Annotated in this window: 17 protein-coding genes and 1 riboswitch; of the genes, 4 read left to right on the top strand and 13 right to left on the bottom strand. The window is 65.7% G+C overall.

All coding sequences use genetic code 11. The features are described 5' to 3' along the window. Positions 1-114: 114 nt before the first annotated feature. From ABS761_RS11745 to ABS761_RS11725, 5 genes are all read right to left on the bottom strand, one after another. On the bottom strand, positions 115-813 hold the full coding sequence (locus ABS761_RS11745; RefSeq protein WP_350408517.1) for an FAD-dependent oxidoreductase: 699 nt from the start codon (positions 811-813) through the stop codon (positions 115-117). A gap of 122 nt (positions 814-935) precedes the next feature. Next, entirely contained in the window at positions 936-2828 is a 1893-nt protein-coding gene (locus ABS761_RS11740) for an FAD-dependent monooxygenase (protein WP_350408516.1), read from the bottom strand. 149 nt (positions 2829-2977) lie between these two features. Next, positions 2978-4105, bottom strand: coding sequence for a formylglycine-generating enzyme family protein (locus ABS761_RS11735; protein ID WP_350408515.1), 1128 nt, complete (start codon positions 4103-4105; stop codon positions 2978-2980). Next, complete coding sequence (locus ABS761_RS11730) at positions 4092-6332, bottom strand: sulfatase-like hydrolase/transferase (protein ID WP_350408514.1); 2241 nt, start codon at positions 6330-6332, stop codon at positions 4092-4094. The genes ABS761_RS11735 and ABS761_RS11730 overlap by 14 nt, the downstream gene beginning before the upstream one ends. A gap of 259 nt (positions 6333-6591) precedes the next feature. Next, positions 6592-7167: a TMEM165/GDT1 family protein gene (locus ABS761_RS11725; protein ID WP_350408513.1), complete on the bottom strand. Its 576-nt coding sequence runs from the start codon at positions 7165-7167 to the stop codon at positions 6592-6594. Between the two features lie 5 nt (positions 7168-7172). Next, positions 7173-7342: riboswitch (yybP-ykoY riboswitch) on the bottom strand. A gap of 115 nt (positions 7343-7457) precedes the next feature. On the opposite strand from ABS761_RS11725, the gene nadA reads away from it, so the two are divergent. The 3 genes from nadA to ABS761_RS11710 are packed head-to-tail and all read left to right on the top strand — an operon-like array spanning position 7458 to position 10522. Beyond that, positions 7458-8594, top strand: coding sequence for a quinolinate synthase NadA (gene nadA / locus ABS761_RS11720; RefSeq protein WP_350408531.1), 1137 nt, complete (start codon positions 7458-7460; stop codon positions 8592-8594). Further along, on the top strand, positions 8591-9466 hold the full coding sequence (nadC, locus tag ABS761_RS11715) for a carboxylating nicotinate-nucleotide diphosphorylase (RefSeq protein WP_350408512.1): 876 nt from the start codon (positions 8591-8593) through the stop codon (positions 9464-9466). Before nadA ends, nadC begins: the two co-directional genes overlap by 4 nt. A gap of 12 nt (positions 9467-9478) precedes the next feature. Further along, on the top strand, positions 9479-10522 hold the full coding sequence (locus ABS761_RS11710) for a double zinc ribbon domain-containing protein (protein WP_350408511.1): 1044 nt from the start codon (positions 9479-9481) through the stop codon (positions 10520-10522). A gap of 7 nt (positions 10523-10529) precedes the next feature. Here the strand turns inward: ABS761_RS11710 and nadB are convergent, their stop codons facing one another. The 3 genes from nadB to ABS761_RS11695 all read right to left on the bottom strand — a co-directional run bounded on the left by nadB (position 10530) and on the right by ABS761_RS11695 (position 15891). Further along, positions 10530-12170 carry an L-aspartate oxidase gene (nadB, locus tag ABS761_RS11705; protein WP_350408510.1) on the bottom strand — a complete coding sequence of 547 codons (1641 nt, stop codon included), beginning with the start codon at positions 12168-12170 and terminating at the stop codon, positions 10530-10532. A gap of 428 nt (positions 12171-12598) precedes the next feature. Further along, positions 12599-15463: an adenosylcobalamin-dependent ribonucleoside-diphosphate reductase gene (locus ABS761_RS11700; RefSeq protein ID WP_350408509.1), complete on the bottom strand. Its 2865-nt coding sequence runs from the start codon at positions 15461-15463 to the stop codon at positions 12599-12601. A 95-nt stretch (positions 15464-15558) separates the two neighbouring features. Next, positions 15559-15891: a c-type cytochrome gene (locus ABS761_RS11695; protein ID WP_350408508.1), complete on the bottom strand. Its 333-nt coding sequence runs from the start codon at positions 15889-15891 to the stop codon at positions 15559-15561. 240 nt (positions 15892-16131) lie between these two features. On the opposite strand from ABS761_RS11695, the gene ABS761_RS11690 reads away from it, so the two are divergent. Further along, positions 16132-16620 carry a redoxin domain-containing protein gene (locus ABS761_RS11690; RefSeq protein ID WP_350408507.1) on the top strand — a complete coding sequence of 163 codons (489 nt, stop codon included), beginning with the start codon at positions 16132-16134 and terminating at the stop codon, positions 16618-16620. On the opposite strand, the gene ABS761_RS11685 is transcribed toward ABS761_RS11690, so the two are convergent. Genes ABS761_RS11685 through ABS761_RS11665 form a run of 5 tightly spaced genes read right to left on the bottom strand, consistent with a single transcriptional unit; the run spans position 16617 to position 20646 of the window. Then, positions 16617-17351, bottom strand: coding sequence for a slipin family protein (locus ABS761_RS11685; RefSeq protein ID WP_502881422.1), 735 nt, complete (start codon positions 17349-17351; stop codon positions 16617-16619). The two genes, ABS761_RS11690 and ABS761_RS11685, sit on opposite strands and share 4 nt — an antisense overlap. Before the next feature lie 56 nt (positions 17352-17407). Continuing rightward, positions 17408-17761, bottom strand: coding sequence for an NfeD family protein (locus tag ABS761_RS11680; protein WP_350408504.1), 354 nt, complete (start codon positions 17759-17761; stop codon positions 17408-17410). Positions 17762-17776: 15 nt separating this feature from the next. Next, positions 17777-18157: a DUF488 domain-containing protein gene (locus ABS761_RS11675; protein WP_350408503.1), complete on the bottom strand. Its 381-nt coding sequence runs from the start codon at positions 18155-18157 to the stop codon at positions 17777-17779. Between the two features lie 7 nt (positions 18158-18164). Next, entirely contained in the window at positions 18165-19562 is a 1398-nt protein-coding gene (gene fumC / locus ABS761_RS11670; protein WP_350408501.1) for a class II fumarate hydratase, read from the bottom strand. Next, the gene (locus ABS761_RS11665; RefSeq protein WP_350408499.1) at positions 19555-20646 is read right to left on the bottom strand and encodes a type I glyceraldehyde-3-phosphate dehydrogenase; all 1092 of its coding nucleotides are present in this window, start codon (positions 20644-20646) and stop codon (positions 19555-19557) included. The genes fumC and ABS761_RS11665 overlap by 8 nt, the downstream gene beginning before the upstream one ends. Between the last annotated feature and the right edge of the window lie 4 nt (positions 20647-20650).

Below are 20650 nucleotides of genomic sequence, written 5' to 3'. Positions count from 1 at the left end.
TATATTATGTAAAGTAAAGAATAGATGTCCCAATCGCGATTCCCGCCCGATCATCAAAGACCATTGATTGTGGGCATGGTCACCCCGCTGCCGCACCGGGATCCGCCTTGAACGTCAATAGCCCTCGAACTCTTCGGTCTTGATGTTGTCCTCGTCCACGTTCAGTTGCATGAGCACCGCGCGCATGGCCTTCACCATGGACTCGGGCCCCGCCAGATAGTAGCGCGGCGCGTTCACATCGGGGACATGCCGGCGCACCGTATCCGCGTTCACGAATCCATCCGTGTCGCTGTACACGGGAACGAAGGTGAAATGGGCATTGATCTCGGCCAGCCGAGCGAGCTCTTCCGCGTACGCCGCCTGCGCCGGTGCGCGATTGGAATAGATGAGCGTGATCTCGTGCTGGGTTTTATCGTGCGTCGCCTGGGCGATGATGCTGCGCACCGGCGTGATGCCGATGCCGCCGATCAGAAACACGGCCGGAATGCGCTCATTTTTCTGTAGCGTGAAGTCGCCCCAGAGCGCGAGAAGCTTCACCATCGTGCCTTCGGGCACCCGGGCTGCCGCCTGCTTGTAGCGGCTGGTCTCGCGCATGCGCGTTGCCATGCGCAGGGTGTCCTCGAAGGGCGCGCTCACAAAAGAAAAACCGTGCTTGTTGTTGCTCTCGTCCAGGCCGGTGGACGGCGGCAGGACCAGATCGCCGTACTGGCCCGCCCGATACTCGAAGCCGTGGGGCTTCTCAATCGTGAATTCCAGGGTGCCTTCGGCAATTTCCCGCCTGCGCAGCAACTTCACGTCATAACTGGTCGACATGCATGTTCTCCTTCTCAAAACCGTTTACCTAGCCGATTATGGCACCGCGAACAATCCTCCATTGCCCTTCGCCCGCGGCGCAGTGTGGCTAAAAACAATAGGCGCCCGCGCCGCCTGGCGCATCAGCGCTGGCGTAACGCGAACGCCTGGATGAAGGCCGCCAGGTCGCTCATCGCCTCCAGAGGCAACACATTGGCCACATATTGGTCGGGGCGCACCACCACAATGGCGCCTCGCCGATCGATGCCGCGCCGCGCAAAGATATCGTCCTCGGGCAGGGCCGCGTAGACATTCTCGAGATCGGTCAGGCGATAGGGGCCGACCTCGGGCCGAAATGCCCTGGGCACGCGGCCGATATCGACATTCGTGTGGTCTTGCTGGTAGATCACTTTGACATCGAACCAGGCGTTCTCGTCGATATCGGCCGGGGTATGGCCCCGGAGGGGGGATTCGGGGGACTCGTCCAGCCACCGCCCCAGCGCGGCGGTCGGCGACTCGTCGCCGGCACGCGCGGAATCAGCGAACACATAGATCCGCCAGCGCCCGTCCGCCCGGGCCTGATGGCCCAGATGCTGGCGATTGGCGTCGGCCACCCGCATGACCTCGGCCGACCAGAATCGTTTGCCGACAAGCAGCTTTGTCGCCAGTGCCTGATGTTTGGCCGGAGCGGTGATCATCGAGGGCGCATACTGGGTCATGAACCCCTGGGCGAATTCCGTGATGCGCAGGTAGGCCTGCTCGAATTCCGCATGGCTGGCAAAGGCATCGGCGCCCTTGGCCATTTGCGTGGCCCATTTCCGGTCCTCATCGATCAGATTGCGGCCGATCGCCTGACGCTCGGCCGAGTACGTGGCCAGCAGACTCTCGGGGCTGCGCCCCTCCAGCACATGCCCGAGCTTCCAGCCCAGGTTGAAGCCGTCCTGCATCGAGGCATTGGTCCCCTGCCCGGCCTTGGCGCTGTGCGTGTGGCTGGCGTCCCCGGCGATGAACACCCGCGGCGCGCGCGTGCCGACCAGATCCGGCGGCACGTCGTCGAAGCGCTCGCACAGGCGGTGGCCCACCTCGTACACGCTGTGCCAGGCCACGTGGCGGACGTTCAGGGTATATGGCCGCAGGATGCGCTGAGCCCGCTCGATGATCTGCTCGACGGGTGTGCGCCGGATGGCGCCATCATGGGTGGGCGCCACCTCGCCCAAATCGACGTACAGGCGGAACAGGAACCCCCCCTCACGCGGAATCAGCAGGATATTGCCATCGGACTCGGATTGGATGGCGCATTTTGTGCGGATGTCAGGAAAATCGGTATTGGCCAGCAGGTCCATCACCCCCCAGGCATGATTGGAGGATTCGCCGTGCAGCGTGCGGCCGATGGCTTTGCGCACGCTGCTGTGGGCCCCATCGCAGCCCAGCACATATCGGGCACGCACCACGCGCTCCTGCCCTGCCCGCTCGCCGGCCGTGTGCGCCAACGTGACTGTGACCGGATGGCTGCCTTCGGGCGCCACCGACAGGCTCTTGAACTCGAGCCCGTAGTCCGGTTTCATGCGAGTGGGCGCACGCTCCATGAACTCGGCAAAATAGTCCAGCACCCGGGCGTGGTTGACCGTCAGATGCGGAAACTCGCTGACCCCTTGCGGGTCCTCGTCGACCCGGGAAACGCGGACGATGTTCGCCGGATTGTCAGGATCCGGCTTCCAGAACAGGGTTTCCGTGACGTGGCAGGCCTCGGCCATCAGCCGCCGGGCGAATCCGAAAGCCTCGAACGTCTCGAGGCTGCGCTTCTGCATGCCATCGGCCAGCCCGATTTCCAGGCGGCTGGACCGGCGGTCGACGATCCGTGTCACGACTCCGGGAAACTGCGACAGTTGGGCGGCGGCGATCATGCCCGCCGGCCCGGCTCCGACGATGAGGACATCCACCCGATCGGGCGGATCCTCGGGGCGGTCGATGCCGGCGCCGGCCGCCGGCTGGATGCGTGGATCGTGCGAGACATATCCGTGATGGTGGTATTTCATGCCGTCTCCTGGATTCGCCGGCCCGGCGATCTCGACGTATCGACGACCGATGGTTTCGGGCACGGGCAAAGCACGGCCATGCGGCCGGGGCAATCAATATTCTATGGCCGGCGCGATGCTTTGGCTGGCGCGAGCGGTGGCGTGCTTGCTCAGGATGCCGGTGACGGTGCGTCCTTGGCCAGCCGGAACCCCAGGTGCGACATCGGCGAATACGGGTCCGAGCCGCGGCGGGCGCTGGGCCGGTACGACAGGCAGTAGGACTCGTTGCACAGGAACGAGCCGCCACGGATGACGCGCTTGGGCGCATCCGCCGGCATTCCGTACATCGAGGGGTCGAAGGAATCCTCCGGTCCCTTGGGGTTGTCGATCGGACCATCGCCCGCCTTCGCCTGCAAGGCGAAATAATCGGCCCGATAGCGGTCGGCGACCCATTGCCAGGCGTTCCCCGTCATGTCCTCCAGGCCGTAGCCGTTGGGGGCGAACGAACCCACGGGCGACGTCCCCGGCACGCCGGCGGGTGCCGTATTCACCACGGGGAAACTGCGCTGGCGCACGTCCCAGTAATTGGCCTGCATCCGCCCGTCCGGCAAGGGCTCCTCGCCCCAGACATAGTCGGCCTGCTCCAGCCCGCCGCGCGCGGCGTACTCCCACTCGGCCTCGGTCGGCAGGCGCTTGCCAGCCCAATGCGCATAGGCGAGCGCATCCTCGTACGACACCTGGACCACGGGATGGTCGCCCTTGTCCTCGATCGAACTGCCCGGCCCTTGCGGGTGGCGCCAGTCGGCCCCGGGCACGTAGCGCCACCACTGGGTGTAATCACGCAGATTGACCGGCACTTGCGTGCCGACGAAGACCATGCCGCCCGGCACGAGCACCTCGTCTGGGGGACGCGGCGTCCCGGGCGGCAATTGCACGCGGATGGTGTCCCAGTCGGGCTTGCGCTCGGCCGTGCTCACATAGCCGGTGGCGCGCACGAACTCGGCGAACTGATCGTTGGTGACGTGCGTGACATCGATCCAGAAGCCTGGCAGCGCGACCCGATGCGCGGGCCGCTCGTTATGCTGGGCGAGCTTGCTGTCGCTGCCCATGAGGAATTCGCCCGGCGGGATCCAGGCCATGCCCGCCGGCGTCGAGGCGCCATCGCCCAGGATCGCCACGGGGGTGGCGGGAGCCGACGCTGGGCGGGCGGACCAGGCGAAGGCCCCGCCCGCCAGCGCCACCGCGAGTACCACGCCGCTCGCCGCCAGCAGGCGGCGGCGTCGATCAATAGAGGCCATGGCTGCGGTCGCAGGTGACGTTCATATTGGCGTCGATGACCGCCTGGTCGGCGCCGTCGGTGATCCCGTCGCGCTTGGTGTCATCGGCGGGCGGACCCGCGAACACGAAGTCGTACACGCTGGACAGCCCCCAGTCCTTGTTGATCCGCGCCCAATCGGCTGTGTCGCGGCTGTCGACCACGCCATCCCAGTTGCCGTCCCCCGGGCACGGTGGGTTGGACGCCATCATCTCGTTGAACTTGGTGTTCAGCGCGTCGAGCGCGGCCTTGGCCTCCCCTGCCGGCAAGTCCGGATCCCCGCTCTTCCACAATATGACGTCGTCATTGTCGAGTTTGGGCGTCGGCACGGCCTGGTCGACCGCATAGAACTCCTTGGTGACGACCGGGTCAACAATCCCGGTGCCCGGGATATAGGTCTGGACCGTATTTTCGACCAGCTTGTATTTGTCGTTGCGGATCGCCGCCGAAATTTCCGGCAGGATGGTGATCATCGGTTCGCCAGCGCCGTCGAGCGCCTCATTGACGGCCGCACAACTGAGATAGCCGGTGCCGCCGTTGTCCACGACCGACGGATCGTCGTACCCCGATCCCCACCAGGCCCCCTGGTTGTCTTCGCAGACACTCTTGGAGATCGGAATCTGGGTGCAACTGCCCGAGATCACGCATGGCCCGTTGCGCCCGCCGTTGGCCTGTGTGTTGTAGCCGCCGATGGTGAAGTTGATGGTGCGCAGGCTGCCTTGGCCCGGATCCTTGAGGTAGGGCAGGATACCCACCGAATCGATGGTGCGCGGTACAGCCTGATGCGCGTCGATGCCCGCCACCTCGCCAAAGAACTGGAACAGGTCCACGGTATTGACCATGTGCTCGACGTCGCGGTCGGGCTGCGCGACCTGCGGCCCGGCGATGATCAGAGGATCCCAGACGCCGGTCTGGTAGGCGGTGCCCTTGGCCCTATCTGTTTGAAATGGCGTCTTAACCGCCGAGCCCAAGGTGCCGTTGTCGCCGACGATCACGATGACGGTGTTGCTGGCCTTGGGATCGTAGAGCAGGCTGCCGTCCGCGGCTCGGCGCGCCAGACCGGTCTCGACCAGCAGGCGCCCGAACTCGGTGTCCATGGCCTCGGTCATCTCGTTCTGGATGATGCGGCCCGGCCCCGTGTCCGTGCAGCTCAGGTTGCCGGTGACCGACAGCCCGCCGGCCAGCAGCTCGCCGGGCGGCTGCTGCCAGGGGGTGTGGGGCGCGCTGTAGCTGACCGTCGCCATCCAGGGCCGGGACGCCGGGCGGGATTTGATCCAGTTGATCGCTGCATCGGTCTCGATGCGCGTGCGGTAGCCCCGTGCCCGCGGATCGGTCAGCGGGACTTCCTCGACTGTGCCGCCGTCGATGATGACCAGAGGCGAAACGTAATAGCCGTTCTGGCGATCGAACTGGAGGGACGCCGGCGCCGCGGCGGCGCAGGTCTGCCCGGGCACGAAAATGCCCCCGGAGTCCAGGCACTGCAGCCCGGCCGGATCCTGCCGCAGGTCAGTGCGCCGGATCATTGAGCAGCTATTGTCGGCGTAGCGGCAGGCCCCGGCATTGACGTCGCCGACGCCGATGCCGGGACCGGCGACCCCCCCATTGCCTGGCACGAAGCCGCACTGATAGGTTTTCAGGGCGTTGCCATCATCCCCTGCCTGGGTGTCGATCGAACCTGGCAGGCCGCCGATCCAGCCATAGAAATAATCCCAACCCAGGACGCTGGGCGTGGCGTTTTCGGCCTGGTTGTGCTCAGGCCCAGCCAGGTGGAACTTGCCGAACATCGCGCTCTCGTAATTGGCCTCCTTGAGCATCTTGGGCGCGGTCATGTCGTAGGGCGACAACTGTGAGTTGGCCAGGTCGGCCGGCCCGATGGCCTGGTAGATATTGGTGCGGATGGGATAGCGGCCCACGAAGAACGCCGCGCGCCCCGGCGAGCATTCCGGCATGGACCAGGTATTGCGGAACCGCACTCCGGCCTTGGCCACCGCGTCCATATTGGGCAAAGTGGGCGCGGTCAGGCCGCCGTAGCCAAAGGACGCCATCTGGTCGATCCCGACGTCGTCCATGATGACGAAGAGAATGTTTGGGGTCTGTGACGCGGGAGGCGGCGCGTTGGACGCCAGCCCGCCGGAACCGCCGCCGTCGCAGGCGGCGAGAATCAGCGTCGCCGAGGCCGCGGCAAGCAATGTCGGGAGTGACTTCTTCAATAGCTTCTCCAGTTTTCCACAAGGCCGGTTCGCAGACAGGCGCCCAAGAGGCCATGACCTGCAAGGCCGCTCTCGGCGCGTGGCGTGCCGCGTCATGCTTTGCCGTGAACCCATGGGATGCCGAAAATCGTAACCTATTTTTCCGGTTGAATCATCAACAATCAGGGCCCATACCATCTATATGGTAGATGCGGAGAAGACCGCACCAGGCGGCTTCCGGCGCCGGGCGTGTGCTCGAATCAACGCGGATCAGCTCAGATCAAAAGAGATGGCCGACGTCGAGCAGCGTGAGGACGCCCAGGACGGCGAAGACGGCCGCGGCGATGCCGTGCACCAGGCGCATCGGCACACGCCTGGCGATGGCTTCTCCGAGGAACACGGCGGGGGCGTTGGCCAGCATCATCCCCGCCGTGGTGCCACAGACCACCGCCACCAAGGCGTCATAGCGCGCCGCCAGAGCGATCGTCGCGATTTGGGTCTTGTCGCCCATCTCGGCGAGAAAGAACATCGTCAGGGTGGCGCCCAGGACCCCCACCAGGCCATGCGCGGGGCGGGCCACTTTCTCGTCGATTCTGTCGGGAATCAACAGCCAGCCCGCCATGGCCAGCATCGACAGGCCGACCGTCCAGCGCAAGACCTGCGGACCCATGAGGTGGGCCGCGCCGATGCCCAGCAGACCCGCCAACGCATGGTTGGCCAGGGTGGCCAGCAGGATGCCCAGGCAAATAGTCCAGGGGCGCTTGAAGCGCGCAGCCAGGACGATGGCCAGCAACTGTGTCTTGTCGCCCATTTCGCTCAGGGCGACGATTCCGGTGGAAATCAGGAATGCATCCATGTCGGGTTTGATCGGGGGCTGACGCGACTACGTCACCCCCCGGCCCCTTGCGGTGGAACGACGCAGTCAAAGGTCTTGCCAGGCCCGAAGCTGCACGCGCCACGGCCGGATGGCCAAGTGTGTTGACGCGTGCCTGCGCACGGATGCGCAGCGGCTACTCCCCGATGACGGGTGCGGCGGAATTATAGCCTGTCCGGCGATATCCTCACTCGCCGTGGCGCCCGCCTGCCGTCGCCGCCCCCTTTTGACGTATGATGGAAGTTCCCCTCGTGACATTCTCATTACGCATCATGTCATCCCGCACCAAGATCATCGAATTCGACCAGCCCGACATGGCCACCGGTACCCATGGCGTCGCCGAAGCCTGGGCCAGGGTCAACCCGCCGCTGTCCGCCAAGGAACGCGAGTTCCAGAAAAACCGCATCCGCACGCTGCTCCAGGCTCGCGACGCCGTGCTGGTCGCGCACTACTATGTGGATTCCGACATCCAGGACCTGGCCGAGGAAACCGGCGGCTGCGTGTCGGATTCTCTCGAGATGGCCCGCTTCGGGCGCGACCACGCGGCCAGCACTCTGGTCGTGGCCGGGGTGCGATTCATGGGCGAGACCGCCAAGATCCTCAGCCCCGAGAAACGCATCATCATGCCCGATCTGGACGCGACCTGTTCGCTGGATCTGGGCTGCGACCCCATTGCCTTCCGGCAATTCCGCGCCCAGTACCCGGACCGCATCGTCGTGGTCTACGCCAACACCAGCGCGGCGGTCAAGGCGCAGGCCGACTGGATGGTGACCTCGTCGATCGGCCTGGACATCGTGGCCGAACTGCACCGCCAGGGACACAAGATCCTGTGGGCGCCCGACCGCCACCTGGGCGGCTACATCCAGCGCCAGACGGGCGCGGACATGGTCCTATGGCAAGGGTCTTGCCTGGTGCACGACGAGTTCAAGGGTGTCGAACTCGATCTGCTACGCGAAGAGCACCCCGACGCCTTGGTCCTGGTCCATCCGGAATCCCCGGCCTCGGTCGTGGCCCAGGCCGACGTGGTGGGATCCACCTCACGCCTGCTCGCCGCCGTCCGGGAATCCTCGGCCTCGACCTTCATCGTCGCCACCGACCAGGGCCTGCTGCATAAGATGCGCCAGGCCGCGCCCGATAAAACCTTCCTCGCCGCGCCCACGGCGGGCGAATCGGCGACCTGCAAGAGCTGCGCACACTGCCCCTGGATGGCCATGAACTCGCTCAAGGGGCTGGCCGACTCGCTCGAGTTCGGCCACAACGAGGTTCGTCTGGACCCGGCGCTGGGTCGCAAGGCCAAAGTCTGTATCGACCGCATGCTGGATTTCGCGGCGCAACGTGGGCGCAATGTGCGCCCCGGCCCCGACCTCGCCCGTGAACAGGCTCTGTTCTCGGGGGTGGGCCCCGCATGAGTTCGCCGACTTCCACGCTGCGCAACCCCCACACCCCCTTCCCGCCCGATCTGCAGTCCTCCTTCGACGCCAACATCGACCGCGCGCTCGCCGAGGACATCGGCGCGGGTGACGTGACGGGCCTGCTGATCCCCGCAAACCGGGTTGACGATGCCAGGGTTTTCGTGCGCGAGGCTGCGGTTCTGTGCGGCGCCCCCTGGTTCGAGGCCGTCATGCATCGGGTCGACGATGGCATCCGCATCGAGTGGCTCTACGCCGAAGGCGACACCATGGCGGCCGACTCGACTGTCTGCCGCCTGCGCGGCCCGGCGCGCGCGCTGCTGACGGCCGAACGCACCGCCCTGAATTTCCTGCAAATGTTTTCGGGCGTGGCGACAGCCACGCGGCGCTATGTCGACCTGGTCGCGGGGACGCGGGCGAGTGTCCTCGACACACGCAAGACCCTTCCCGGCCTGCGCCTGGGCCAGAAGTACGCCGTGCGCGTCGGCGGTGGGCGCAACCAGCGCCTGGCGCTGTACGACGGCGTGCTGATCAAGGAAAACCACATCGCCGCCGCGGGCGGGATCGGACAGGCTCTGCGCACCGCCATGGCCCTGCCCCACGACGTCCCGGTTCAGATCGAGGTGGAATCGCTGGACGAACTGGGTCAGGCGCTCGAGGCCGGCGCCGCATCGATCCTGCTGGACAATTTCAGCCTGGCGGATCTCACCGAGGCCGTGCGCTTCAACCGGGGCCGCGCCCTGCTCGAGGCCTCGGGCGGGATCACCCACGACACCATCCGTGCCATCGCCCAGACCGGAGTGGACCGGATTTCAATCGGCAACCTGACTAAAGACATCAAGGCCGTCGACTACTCGATGCGCATTGTCTGACTTGGACGCGACATGAGCCGCGCGCTGCGCTTATCCGAAAAATGGTTTCGCCGCGGCCTGTGGCTGGTGGCGTTCGTGTTCGCCGGCTTCCTGATCGGCCTGGGCAGCGCAATCGTCGGCGACCTGCCCCGGGTGGAAGCACCCCTGACACTCGAGGATTTCCTCGCGGACAAACCTGCCGCGCACGCCCTGCAGGCAAGGATAGAGGATGCGCGCCAGGCACAGGAGACGGGCCAGAGCGCCCTGGATCAGGCGCGCCTGCAGTACGAAAAAGCCCGCCACGACAATCTGGCCGCGCGCGAGACCTACGACAACTGGCTTGCCGCCCGCGCGGTGACCAACCGTCCGGACCACGATCCAGAGCTCCTGGCGCGCACCCGGGCGCTGGATGCGCTCAAGCAGACCGAGCGCGCCGCTCAGCAGGCCGTCGAAACACAACAGCAGGCGGTACTCGACGCCCGCCAGGCGGCCGACACGGCCGAGGGGCGCTTGCGGGACATGCGGGCCGCGGCCGGCGAGAAAATGCGGGCCGAGCAGGTACGCGTGGAATTGCGCGTCTTTCTGTACCGGCTGCTGCTCACCCTGCCGCTGCTGGCCGCTGCCGGCTGGTTGTTCGTCAAGAAACGCCATGGCACCTGGTGGCCCTTTGTCTGGGGCTTCGTGTTCTTTGCGCTATTCGCCTTCTTTGTCGAACTGGTCCCCTACTTGCCCAGCTACGGCGGCTACGTACGGTCGATCGTGGGCATTGTGCTCACGATTCTGATTGGACGCTACGCCGTCCTCGCGCTCGGCCGCTATCTCGAACGCCAGAAGCAGGCCGAGGCCCTACCCGACCGCGAACGCCGCAAAGAGCTGGCTTATGACGTGGCGCTGACCAGACTGGCGAAAGGGGTCTGTCCGAGCTGCGAACGCCCCGTGAGCCTGAACGATGCACAAGTCGACTACTGCCCGCACTGCGGCATTGGGCTCTTCGATCGTTGTGGGCACTGCAAGGCGCGCAAGAGCGCATTCGCCCGATTCTGCCCGTCCTGCGGGACTCAGGCCGCCTCCCGCTGAGGCGAGCCTAGCGAAAGTCCTCCTCGGGCGTCAGCACTGTGGGCAAGGCCTTGGGCAACACCCATGGGTAATCCAGGCAGTAGTGCAGTCCACGGCTTTCCTTGCGCAGCAGCGCGCTGGACACGACCAGGGCCGCGACCTCGATCAGATTGCGGCATTCCAGCAGGTCGCTGGTCACGCGATGCGCCTGATAGTAGTCCTCGATTTCCTGTTCTAGCATGGCGATGCGTTGGCGCGCGCGCCCAAGGCGTTTTTGGCTGCGCACGATGCCGACGTAATTCCACATCAGCCGCCGCACCTCGTCCCAGGCATGCGTGACCAGGACCGCCTCGGAGGAATCCCGCGCACGGCTGTCGTCCCAGGCGGGTACCTCGCCGTGCGGGCGCGGTGGCGCGTCTTTGCGACCGTCGATGTCGTGCGCGACATTGCGTCCGATCACCAGGCATTCGAGCAGGGAGTTGCTGGCCAGGCGATTGGCTCCGTGCAGGCCGGTGTATCCGGTTTCCCCAACGGCATACAGGCCGGGGATGTCGGTGCGCCCGTTCATGTCGATGACCACGCCCCCGCATGTGAAGTGCATGGCGGGCACCACCGGGATGGGCCCGCGCGTCATGTCGATGCCGAATTCCAGGCAGCGGGCGTGAATGGTTGGAAAATGCTCGAGGATGAATTCTGGCGGGCGGTGGCTGATGTCCAGCTCGACGTGCGTGAGGCCGTGCTTTTTGATCTCGAAGTCGATGGCCCGGGCCACCACGTCGCGCGGCGCGAGCTCGAGCCGTTCGTCGTGCCACTGCATGAAGCGCTTGCCCGCCTCGGCGCCGGCGCCCGCGGGCAGGCGCAGCACCCCGCCCTCGCCGCGAACCGCCTCGGAGATCAGGAATGATTTCGCCTTGGGGTGGTACATGCAGGTGGGGTGAAACTGCATGAACTCCATGTTGGCCACCCGGCACCCGGCGCGCCAGGCCATGGCGATGCCATCGCCGGTGGAAGTGTCGGGGTTGCTGGTGTGCAGGTAGACCTTGCCCGCGCCGCCCGTGGCGAGGACCACATGCGACGCGAGGATGGTGTGCACGGTGTCGCCGGCCTCGTCGTACACATAGGCGCCCAGACAGCGCGCGGGCGCGCTCTCGTTCGTGAGTGTCCTGGGACCGCCGAGGATCCGGCTGGTGATGAGCTCGACGGCGGAGTGGTGTTCGAGCAAGGTGATGTTCTGGTGGGCGCGGACCCGCTGCTCGAGCGTGACCTGCACCAGGTGGCCGGTCTCATCGGCCGCATGGATGATCCGGCGCTGGCTGTGGCCACCCTCGCGGGTCAGGTGAAAACCCAGTTCGGCACCCTGGTCGGGGGTGAACGGAACGCCGAGATCGATGAGCCAGTCGATTGCCGAGCGCCCACCCTCGACGATGCTGCGGGTGGCCGCCTCATCGCACAAGCCGGCGCCGGCCACCAGGGTGTCGGCGATGTGCTCATCGTGGCTGTCCTGGGAGTCGAGCACCGCGGCGATGCCGCCCTGCGCCCAATTGCTGGCTCCGTCGAGCAGGGCTTTTTTAGACAGGACCGCAACCTTTTTGTCGGCTGCCAGGTGGAGGGCGACGGTCAGGCCCGCCAGGCCGCTGCCAACGATCAGTACATCGTATGAGTGGTTCATTGTGGGATGTGGTTTGACTGTGCTTCGTTCAACGCGGCGTCCAACTGGACAGTTCCCGGATTATGACACTTCTTTGGGTTGCGGCTTGCACGCGACGGGACCCCGGCATGAAGCAGCCCTCCACGTCGCGGCTTGCACGCCGCTCCGATTCGACAGGCACCGGACAGTCCGCAGGGACTCTCAAGCCGAGGCATCCCTCCACCTCGCGGCTTGCACGCCGCTCCGATTCGACAGGCACCGGACAGTCCGCAGGGACTCTCAAGACGAGGCATCCCTCCACCTCGCGGCTTGCACGCCGCTCCGATTCGACAGGCACCGGACAGTCCGCAGGGACTCTCGAGCCGAGGCAGCCCTCCACGTCGCGGCTTGCACGCCGCTCCGATTCGACAGGCACCGGACAGTCCGCAGGGACTGTCCGGTGTCCTGTCTCATCCACATGCTCCTTGGTAGCCGCATTGGGTGCAGAATTGGCATCCGTCCTTTTTGATGACGCGGTGCAAGTGGCACTCGGGGCATTCGGCGCCCATCATGGCGACGAGCGGCTCGGTCTGCTGGAGGCGCGGAGCGCCCTCTGCGCTTTCGGCTTGGACGACGCCCATCTGTTCGAGCGGCTCGCCCTGCTCGTCCAGGATTCCCAGCATCGCATAGCGGTGGATGACCAGGCGCGCGATGTAGGCTTCGGTGGATGGGAACGAGGCCGATTTGTCACCGCCCGGCACCCGCGCGAGAAAGTCGCCCTGGGGCTCGGCGTACTTCAGGAGCTTGCGCAGTTTCATGGCGATCCAGGCCGGATCCACGATGCGCATGTCCAGGCTGAGCAGCTTGAACAAGCCCTCGAAGGCGCGCGGGAATTTACCCGCGCCCCATACGGAATACGGCCGCGTCAATCCGTCGGGCATCCGCAGCTCTTTCATCATGAGCACGAAATCGTCGCCCGTCACGGGATTGAGCACGTCGCAGATCCAGCCCATGGTGCCATCGGTGCCGGTCTTGGGCTCACGCGGGGCGATCAAGGCGTCCATCATGGCCGAGGCCTGGCCGTCGGCGGAGATCCCCAGGCTGCGATGGCGAAAACCTACGAGGCGCGCCAGCGCGGCGACGGTCGAAGGCAGCCAGACGGGTTCACCGGTCTCGGGGTCGGTGATCTGAAAGGCCGAGCCGCCGTTGGTGCGCGCGAGGACCTCGAGCTTGCGGTTCAGCCATGGCGTATCGTCGGTGTACATGTCGAGGCTGAGCATCTTGGCGACGGAGCCCAGGCCGCGCGGCGGACGGGCGCCGTTGACCCAGACCTCGAAGGGCCGCTTGGACAGATCCGAGACAAACACTACGAAGCTGCCATCCGGGGTCTCGATCGTATCGGATGCCCAGGCCGAGGCGCCGCGCGGCAGGCGCGGCCGGCTGGGCCAGCGCAGGCTGTTGAGCACCGGCTCAATGGTGCGTTTGAGTACCAGGCGCCGATCGGCCTCGGACAGCAGGATCGCCTCGGGCTGAGGCGCCTCGACGACGGGCGCGACCGACAGCACGGCGGCGCGCTTGCCGCTCGGGCGATAGGTGGTGATGCCCTTGAGGCCGAGCTTCCAGGCCTGCAGGTACAGGTCTTTGAAATCCTCGTAGGGATAGTCCACGGCGACGTTGACGGTCTTGGAGATCGCAGCGTCGACGTGGTCCTTGACGGCCGCCACCATCAAGGCATGGTCGCGCGCCGAGATTTCGAGCGCGGTACGGAAATACGGCGGCAGCCCGCCGGATACGTCCCCGCCCATCAGCCGGTACAGCCGATAGGCATGGTCCTCGACCACGTAGTCCTGCTTGCCGCCGTCGGCCATGCGCTTGGTTCGGGTATAGGTCCACGAGAACGGGGGCTCGATGCCATTGGACGCGTTGTCGGCAAAAGCGAGCGAAATCGTGCCCGTCGGCGCGATCGAGGTCAGGTGGCTGTTGCGGATTCCGTGTTCGCGGATCGCCTGGCGGATGTCCTCGGGCAGTCGCTGGGCGAAGCCGCTGGCCAGGTAGGCTTCAGCCTGGAAGGCCGGGAACGCGCCGCGCTCGCGGGCCAGGGCCACCGAGGCCCGGTAGGCGGCCTCGGCCACCTCGCGGGTGAAGCGGCCCGCCAGGCGGCGCGCCTCGTCACTGTCGTAGGCCAGCTCGAGCATGATCAGGGCATCGCCCAGGCCAGTGACACCCAGGCCCACGCGGCGCTTGTTCGCGGCCTCGGCGGCCTGCTCGGGCAATGGCCACACCGTGGCGTCCAGGACGTTGTCGAGCATACGCACCGCCACGCCCGTGACCTCGGCGAGAGCCTGCCAATCAACCTCGGGCGAGCCGCCGAAGCCAAAGGGGTTGCGCACGAAGCGCGTCAGGTCGATCGAGCCCAGGCAGCAGCAGCCATAGCCTGGCAGGGGTTGCTCCCCGCACGGGTTCGTGGCCTCGAGCACCTCGATGTAGTGCAGATTGTTTTCGCGGTTGATCTGGTCGTGGAACAACACCCCCGGCTCGGCGTAGTCGTAGGTCGAGCGCATGATCTCATCCCACAGGTCGCGGGCACGGATTTCCTTGTAGATCCATATGCCGTCGTCGCGCGGCCGGGCGCCGGCCGCCAGCAGATCGACACCCGGCTCGGCCGGGTGCGTGAGGGGGAATGTGTCGTCGTTTTCGACCGCCCGCATGAACTCGTCGGTGACGCTGACCGACACGTTGAAGTTGGTGAGCTCGCCGCTGGTTTGCTTGGCGCGCACGAAGGATTCGATGTCGGGATGGCTGACGCTGAGCACGCCCATCTGCGCACCGCGCCGCGCGCCCGCCGATTCGACGGTCTCGCAGGAGCGGTCGAAGACACGCATGTACGAAACCGGGCCCGAGGCCTTGGAGGCCGTGCCCTTGACTGCGGCGCCCGCCGGCCGGATGTGGCTGAAGTCGTAGCCCACGCCCCCGCCCCGGCGCATCGTCTCGGCGGCCTTCTGTAGGGCATCATAAATACCGGGACGTCCATCCACCGCGGCCGAGACTGAATCGCCCACGGGTTGAACGAAGCAGTTGATCAGCGTGGCCGACAGGTCGGTGCCCGCCGCCGAATTGATCCGCCCGGCCGGGATGAAGCCGCGCTGCTGGGCCTCGAGGAATAGTGCTTCGAAGTGTTTGCGGCGGGGCTTTTTTTCGACAGCCGCCAGGGCGCGCGCCACACGCTGTTGAATCTCGGTGATGCTGGTTTCCCCGCCCTTGGCGTACTTTTCCTGCAAGACCTCGACGGAAATTGATTGGGGTTCCAGCCCGGCGATGGGGTGTGCTCTCTTCATGGTGCGCGCCTGAATATATGCTTGATGTCCAAATGAAAAACCCTGCGAAGGCCCTGGATGACGTGGCCTGTCGCAGGGTCGCCCGTCGCGCCGTGTTATTGGGAGGCGCCCGCGATCAGCCACTCGACGACGGTCTTGATGTCGGCGTCCGAGATGCCGGCGTTAGGCGGCATCGGAATCGGGCCGTAGACCCCCGAACTGCCTGAACGGATGTGCTTGGTCAGCACCTCGGCCGCGTCGGCCTGGCCTTTGTGCTTGGCCGCGACCTCTTGGTAGGCCGGCCCGACGACCTTCTTGTCGACGGCATGACAGGCCAGACAGGCATTCTTGGTGAGAATGTCTTTGACCTGGGCGTAGTCGGGGGCCGCCTGCGCGGCGCCGCCCATCGCGAGTAAGGATGCGCACAGGGCGATCGCGGATAGCTTCATCGTGAATCTCCGAAAATAAGATTGTTCTTGGGACAGGCCCGGATCATAGGGTCAGTATAAGCCACAGCGACCGTCAGGAAAAACACTGGACCGGCGCCCCGGCCATTACACCATGGCCTGCTTGATCCGACGCGAAATATCAGTACGGGCCGTAAGCTTTCCCTGACAAGACACACGACTTATGATAGACCCTGGAGCCGTGGCCCACCGGCCGCGCCCACCGTTTCCGGACCCTACGACATGCCCTATCATGAACACGCCCCGGCCTTGCAGATCGCCCGGTGGTTGAACACCGACGAGCCGCTCGACCTCGAGGGCCTGAAAGGCTCGGTCGTGGTGCTGCATGCCTTTCAGATGCTATGCCCGGGCTGTGTGTCCCACGGCATCCCGCAGGCCAAGGCGATCCACAACGCCTTCCCGCCGGGGCGCGTGCGCGTGATCGGCCTGCACACGGTGTTCGAGCATCATGAGGCCATGGGCGAGGTCGCGCTGAAGGCCTTTCTGCATGAGTACCGGATCACCTTCCCGGTCGGAATCGACATGGCCGACCCCAGGGGCAATCCCATCCCATTGACCATGCAGGCCTACCGGCTGCAGGGCACCCCCAGCCTCATCGTCCTGGACCAGGCGGGCGACATCCGCCTGCACCATTTCGGCTCGCTCGACGACTTGCGGGTGGGCGCGGTCATCGGCCAACTGCTGGCCAATGAGCCAGGCAGCACGCCCTAGCGCCTATCGTCGTCGGGCGCCGCCGGCGGCGCCCCCTTGCCCAGAAACCCCGCCAAGAGGTCGATGGGCACCGGAAAGACCAGGGTCGAGGACTTGTCTCCGGCCACCTGGGTCAAGGTTTGGAGATAGCGCAATTGCATGGCGGAGGGCTCCTGCGACAAGGTGTGCGCGGCCTCCTGCAATGCTTGCGCGGCTTGGCGCTCGCCCTCGGCGTGGATGATCTTGGCTCGCCGGTCACGCTCGGCTTCGGCCTGCCGGGCCATCGCCCGCACCATGGTTTCGTTCAAGTCGATGTGCTTGATTTCGACCGCCGTCACCTTGATGCCCCAGCCATCGGTCTGGGCATCGAGAATGACCTGCACATCGTGGTTGAGTTTTTCGCGTTCGCTCAGCATCTCGTCGAGCTCGTGCTTGCCGAGCACGGCGCGCAGCGTGGTTTGTGCGAGCTGGCTGGTGGCTTCGAGATAGTGCTCGACCTGGATGATGGCCTTTTCCGGCGCGACGACCCGGAAATACACCACTGCGTTGACTTGCACCGAGACGTTGTCGCGTGAAATCACGTCCTGGGGTGGGATGTCCATGGTCACCACCCGCAGGTCGACCCGCACCAGCTGCTGCAGGAACGGGATGACGATGACCAGCCCCGGGCCCTTGGTGCCCGTATAGCGGCCGAGTGTGAAGATCACCGCGCGCTCGTATTCGCGCAGGATCCGGAACAGCTTGAAGAGCATCGCCACTAGGACGACGAGGACCAGAATGCTCAGCCCCGTATCGATGTCGAGGAAAATCATGATTCACCCCCTTGGGTGGTGGAAGGTTGGTCGGGCGCCCGCCCGGCCCGCTCGGCCGGACGCTCGACCTCGAGCGTGAGGCCGCGCGCAGCGCGCACACGCACGTCGTCGCCCTCGGCCAGCGGCTCGCGCGAATGCACGCGCCAGATCTCGCCGCGCACCAGAGCATAGGCCTTTCCGCGCCCATCCGAGGCCTGGGTCACCTCGCCATGCATGCCGACGAGCTCTTCGTTGCCGCCAAGCACCCGCATGCGATGCGCCTGGATCCCCAGGATCACCGCCAACGACACGATCAGCCCGATGGCGGCCAGGGCCCACAATGAGTCGGCCCCCCAATAAAGCAGCACCATATGGCCCCCCTATTCTCAGGTCTTGTGGCGCTTTGCGTAGGCGTTCATTTCCCCGGCGAGGATCAGGGCCTGGTTGTGCTCGGGGTCGCGCGCGCCGTAGACCAGCGTGACCGCCCTGCCCTTGGCCGCGGCGAATATCCCGCCTATTGCCTGTTGGCACGCCGGCTCGTGCAGCTCGGAGGCATAGCGCTCGCGGAAACCCTCCCAGCGCTCGACCTTGTGTCCGAACCAGGTGCGCAGCGCCGGGCTGGGTGCAAGATCCTTGCTCCAGAGATCATAGGCGAAGTCCGCCTTGGAGACTCCGCGGGGCCACAGGCGATCGACGAAGACGCGGAAGCCATCGGCCTCCGTCGCCTCTTCGTAGACGCGCTTGATGCGGACTGGAAGGGTTTTCATACAAGCCTCAACTGGGATGGGTCATGTCCAAGGGGATGATCCATTCATCGTACTGCGCATCGCTCAGGAATCCCAGGGCCAGGGCGGCCTCGCGCAGCGTGCTGTGATCTTTGTGGGCTTTCTTGGCAATGGCCGCGGCCTTGTCGTAGCCGATGTGGCGGTTCAGGGCGGTCACCAGCATCAGGTTCTTTTCGAGGTTTTCGTCGATGCGCGGCCGGTTGGGCTCGATGCCCGTGGCGCAGTGCTCGTCGAACGCCAGGCAGGCGTCTGCCAACAGCTCGATGCTCTCGAGCACATTGTGCACCATGACGGGCTTGTAGACGTTGAGCTGGAAATTGCCCTGCGAGCCGGCGAAGGCCGTGGCCGCATCGTTGCCGAAGACCTGGACGCAAACCATGGTCAATGCCTCGCATTGCGTGGGGTTGACCTTGCCTGGCATGATGGAGGACCCCGGCTCGTTTTCGGGAATCAGGAGCTCGCCGATCCCGCAGCGCGGACCGCTGGCGAGCCAGCGCACGTCGTTGGCGATCTTCATCAGCGCGCCAGCCAGCGTGCGTAGCGCCGCCGAGAGGCTGACCAGGGCGTCGTGCGCCGAGAGCGCAAAGAACTTGTTGGCGGCGCCGCGAAACGGCAGGCCGGTGATGTCGGCGATGCGCGCGGCTGCGAGCTCGCCAAAACGCGGATGGGCGTTGAGGCCCGTCCCCACGGCGGTACCGCCGATGGCCAGGTCGTAGACGCCCGGCAGGGCCGACTGCACGGCATCCAGTCCGAAATCAATCTGTGCGACCCAGGCGCTGATTTCCTGACCCAGTGTGATGGGCGTGGCGTCCTGCAGGTGGGTGCGGCCGGTCTTGACGATCCCTTCGTAGGCGCGGGCCTTGGCATCGAGGGTCGCGCGCAGCTGGCCGACCGCCGGAAAGAAGCGCTGGGCAAGTTCCTGGGCCACCGCGATGTGCATGGCCGTCGGGAATGTGTCGTTGGAGGATTGTCCACGGTTGACGTGGTCGTTCGGATGCACGGGGGCCTTGGACCCGATCGTGCCGCCCGCGAGCTCGATGGCGCGGTTGGCGATCACCTCGTTGGCGTTCATGTTGGACTGCGTGCCCGAGCCGGTCTGAAACACCACCAGGGGGAACTCGCCGTCGAGCTTGCCGGCGATGACCTCGTCGGCCGCGCGCACGATCAAGCCGCCGATCTCGGGGGGCAGCTCGCCCAGCTCGGCATTGGCCTGAGCGGCGGCTTTTTTGAGGATGCCCAGGGCGCGGATCACCGGAGGCTGCCAGCGGAAACGATCCACACCGATGGGGAAATTCTGGATCGAGCGCTGGGTCTGCGCGCCCCAATAGCGCGCGGCGGGCACCTCGATCGGGCCCATGGAATCGGTTTCGGTACGGCTTTCAGCCATGATGACGTGCTCCTTGTGGAAAAATTGAGGGCTGGCCGGCGGCCTCGGCGGACACGCCCATGAACAGCGCCGCCCAGGCCTGGGCGACATCCAGCATGCGATTGGCAAAGCCCCACTCGTTGTCGAACCAGATCAGCAGGTTTGCAAAATCGCCGCCATTCACACGGGTGTGGCTGAGGTCGACGATCGCCGAGTGCGGGTCGTGATTGAAATCGACCGAGGCATGGGGGCGATTGGTGCAAGCCAGCAGCTCGGGCCGTTCGCGGGCCGCCTCTCTGAACAGGCCGTTGAGCGCTTCGACGTCGCTCGGCTGGCGCAGATTGACCGCCAGATCGATGGCGGAGACGTTCAGGATGGGCACGCGCACCGCCTTGGCCTGGATTCTGCCGGCCAAGCCGGGCAGCAAGCGCTCGACGCCTTGCGCCAGGCCGGTGGACACCGGCACGATGGACTGCATCGCCGAGCGCGTGCGACGCAAATCGGCATGATGATAGCCATCGATCATGGGCTGGTCGTTCATGACCGAATGCAGCGTGGTCAGGTAGGCATTGCGCACGCCTGGCCCGCGGTCCAGCAAGTCGAGCACGGGCACGATGGCGTTGGTCGTGCACGAGGCCGCCGACACGATGCGCTGGCTGGCGTCCAGCCCCCCGTCGTTGATGCCATAGACCACGGTATGGTCGACATCGGCGGCGCTGCGTGCGGGCTGCGAAACCAGGACGCGCGGACAGCCCGCATCCAGGAAGGCTTCCAAGGCGTCGCGCGTCCCGTAGGCCCCGGAGCACTCGAGCAGCAGATCGATGCCGAGGTCCCCCCACGGGCAGTCGTCGGGTGCGCGCCCGTGGTGGACGCGGATCAGGCGACCATTGATCCGCAGGCCTTCGGGCGCTTCCTCGACCGTGCCAGGAAACACCCCGTGGGTCGAATCGAAGTGCGTCAGGTAGGCCATGGACGAAAGATCGGCCGGCTCGTTGATGGCGACGAGTTCGATATCGCGGTCCCGGCCGGATTCAACCAGGGCGCGCAGCACGCAACGACCGATGCGACCATAGCCGTTGATAGCGACGCGGAAGGGGTGGTTCATGGGT

This window comes from Castellaniella sp. GW247-6E4 (genome assembly GCF_040276065.1).
Lineage (GTDB): Bacteria > Pseudomonadota > Gammaproteobacteria > Burkholderiales > Burkholderiaceae_B > Castellaniella.
This window is presented reverse-complemented; position numbering and strand designations above follow the sequence as displayed.

Bases quoted from the DNA above. Each gene is read 5' to 3' on its own strand.
- nadA (WP_350408531.1), top strand. From the start codon at position 7,458: ATGTCATCCCGCACCAAGATCATCGAATTCGACCAGCCCGACATGGCC.
- ABS761_RS11700 (WP_350408509.1), bottom strand. From the start codon at position 15,463: ATGAAGAGAGCACACCCCATCGCCGGGCTGGAACCCCAATCAATTTCC.
- ABS761_RS11675 (WP_350408503.1), bottom strand. From the start codon at position 18,157: ATGAAAACCCTTCCAGTCCGCATCAAGCGCGTCTACGAAGAGGCGACG.
- nadB (WP_350408510.1), bottom strand. From the start codon at position 12,170: ATGAACCACTCATACGATGTACTGATCGTTGGCAGCGGCCTGGCGGGC.
- ABS761_RS11680 (WP_350408504.1), bottom strand. From the start codon at position 17,761: ATGGTGCTGCTTTATTGGGGGGCCGACTCATTGTGGGCCCTGGCCGCC.
- ABS761_RS11695 (WP_350408508.1), bottom strand. From the start codon at position 15,891: ATGAAGCTATCCGCGATCGCCCTGTGCGCATCCTTACTCGCGATGGGC.
- ABS761_RS11745 (WP_350408517.1), bottom strand. From the start codon at position 813: ATGTCGACCAGTTATGACGTGAAGTTGCTGCGCAGGCGGGAAATTGCC.
- ABS761_RS11740 (WP_350408516.1), bottom strand. From the start codon at position 2,828: ATGAAATACCACCATCACGGATATGTCTCGCACGATCCACGCATCCAG.
- nadC (WP_350408512.1), top strand. From the start codon at position 8,591: ATGAGTTCGCCGACTTCCACGCTGCGCAACCCCCACACCCCCTTCCCG.
- ABS761_RS11685 (WP_502881422.1), bottom strand. From the start codon at position 17,351: ATGCTCTTCAAGCTGTTCCGGATCCTGCGCGAATACGAGCGCGCGGTG.
- ABS761_RS11735 (WP_350408515.1), bottom strand. From the start codon at position 4,105: ATGGCCTCTATTGATCGACGCCGCCGCCTGCTGGCGGCGAGCGGCGTG.
- ABS761_RS11725 (WP_350408513.1), bottom strand. From the start codon at position 7,167: ATGGATGCATTCCTGATTTCCACCGGAATCGTCGCCCTGAGCGAAATG.
- ABS761_RS11665 (WP_350408499.1), bottom strand. From the start codon at position 20,646: ATGAACCACCCCTTCCGCGTCGCTATCAACGGCTATGGTCGCATCGGT.
- ABS761_RS11690 (WP_350408507.1), top strand. From the start codon at position 16,132: ATGCCCTATCATGAACACGCCCCGGCCTTGCAGATCGCCCGGTGGTTG.
- ABS761_RS11710 (WP_350408511.1), top strand. From the start codon at position 9,479: ATGAGCCGCGCGCTGCGCTTATCCGAAAAATGGTTTCGCCGCGGCCTG.
- fumC (WP_350408501.1), bottom strand. From the start codon at position 19,562: ATGGCTGAAAGCCGTACCGAAACCGATTCCATGGGCCCGATCGAGGTG.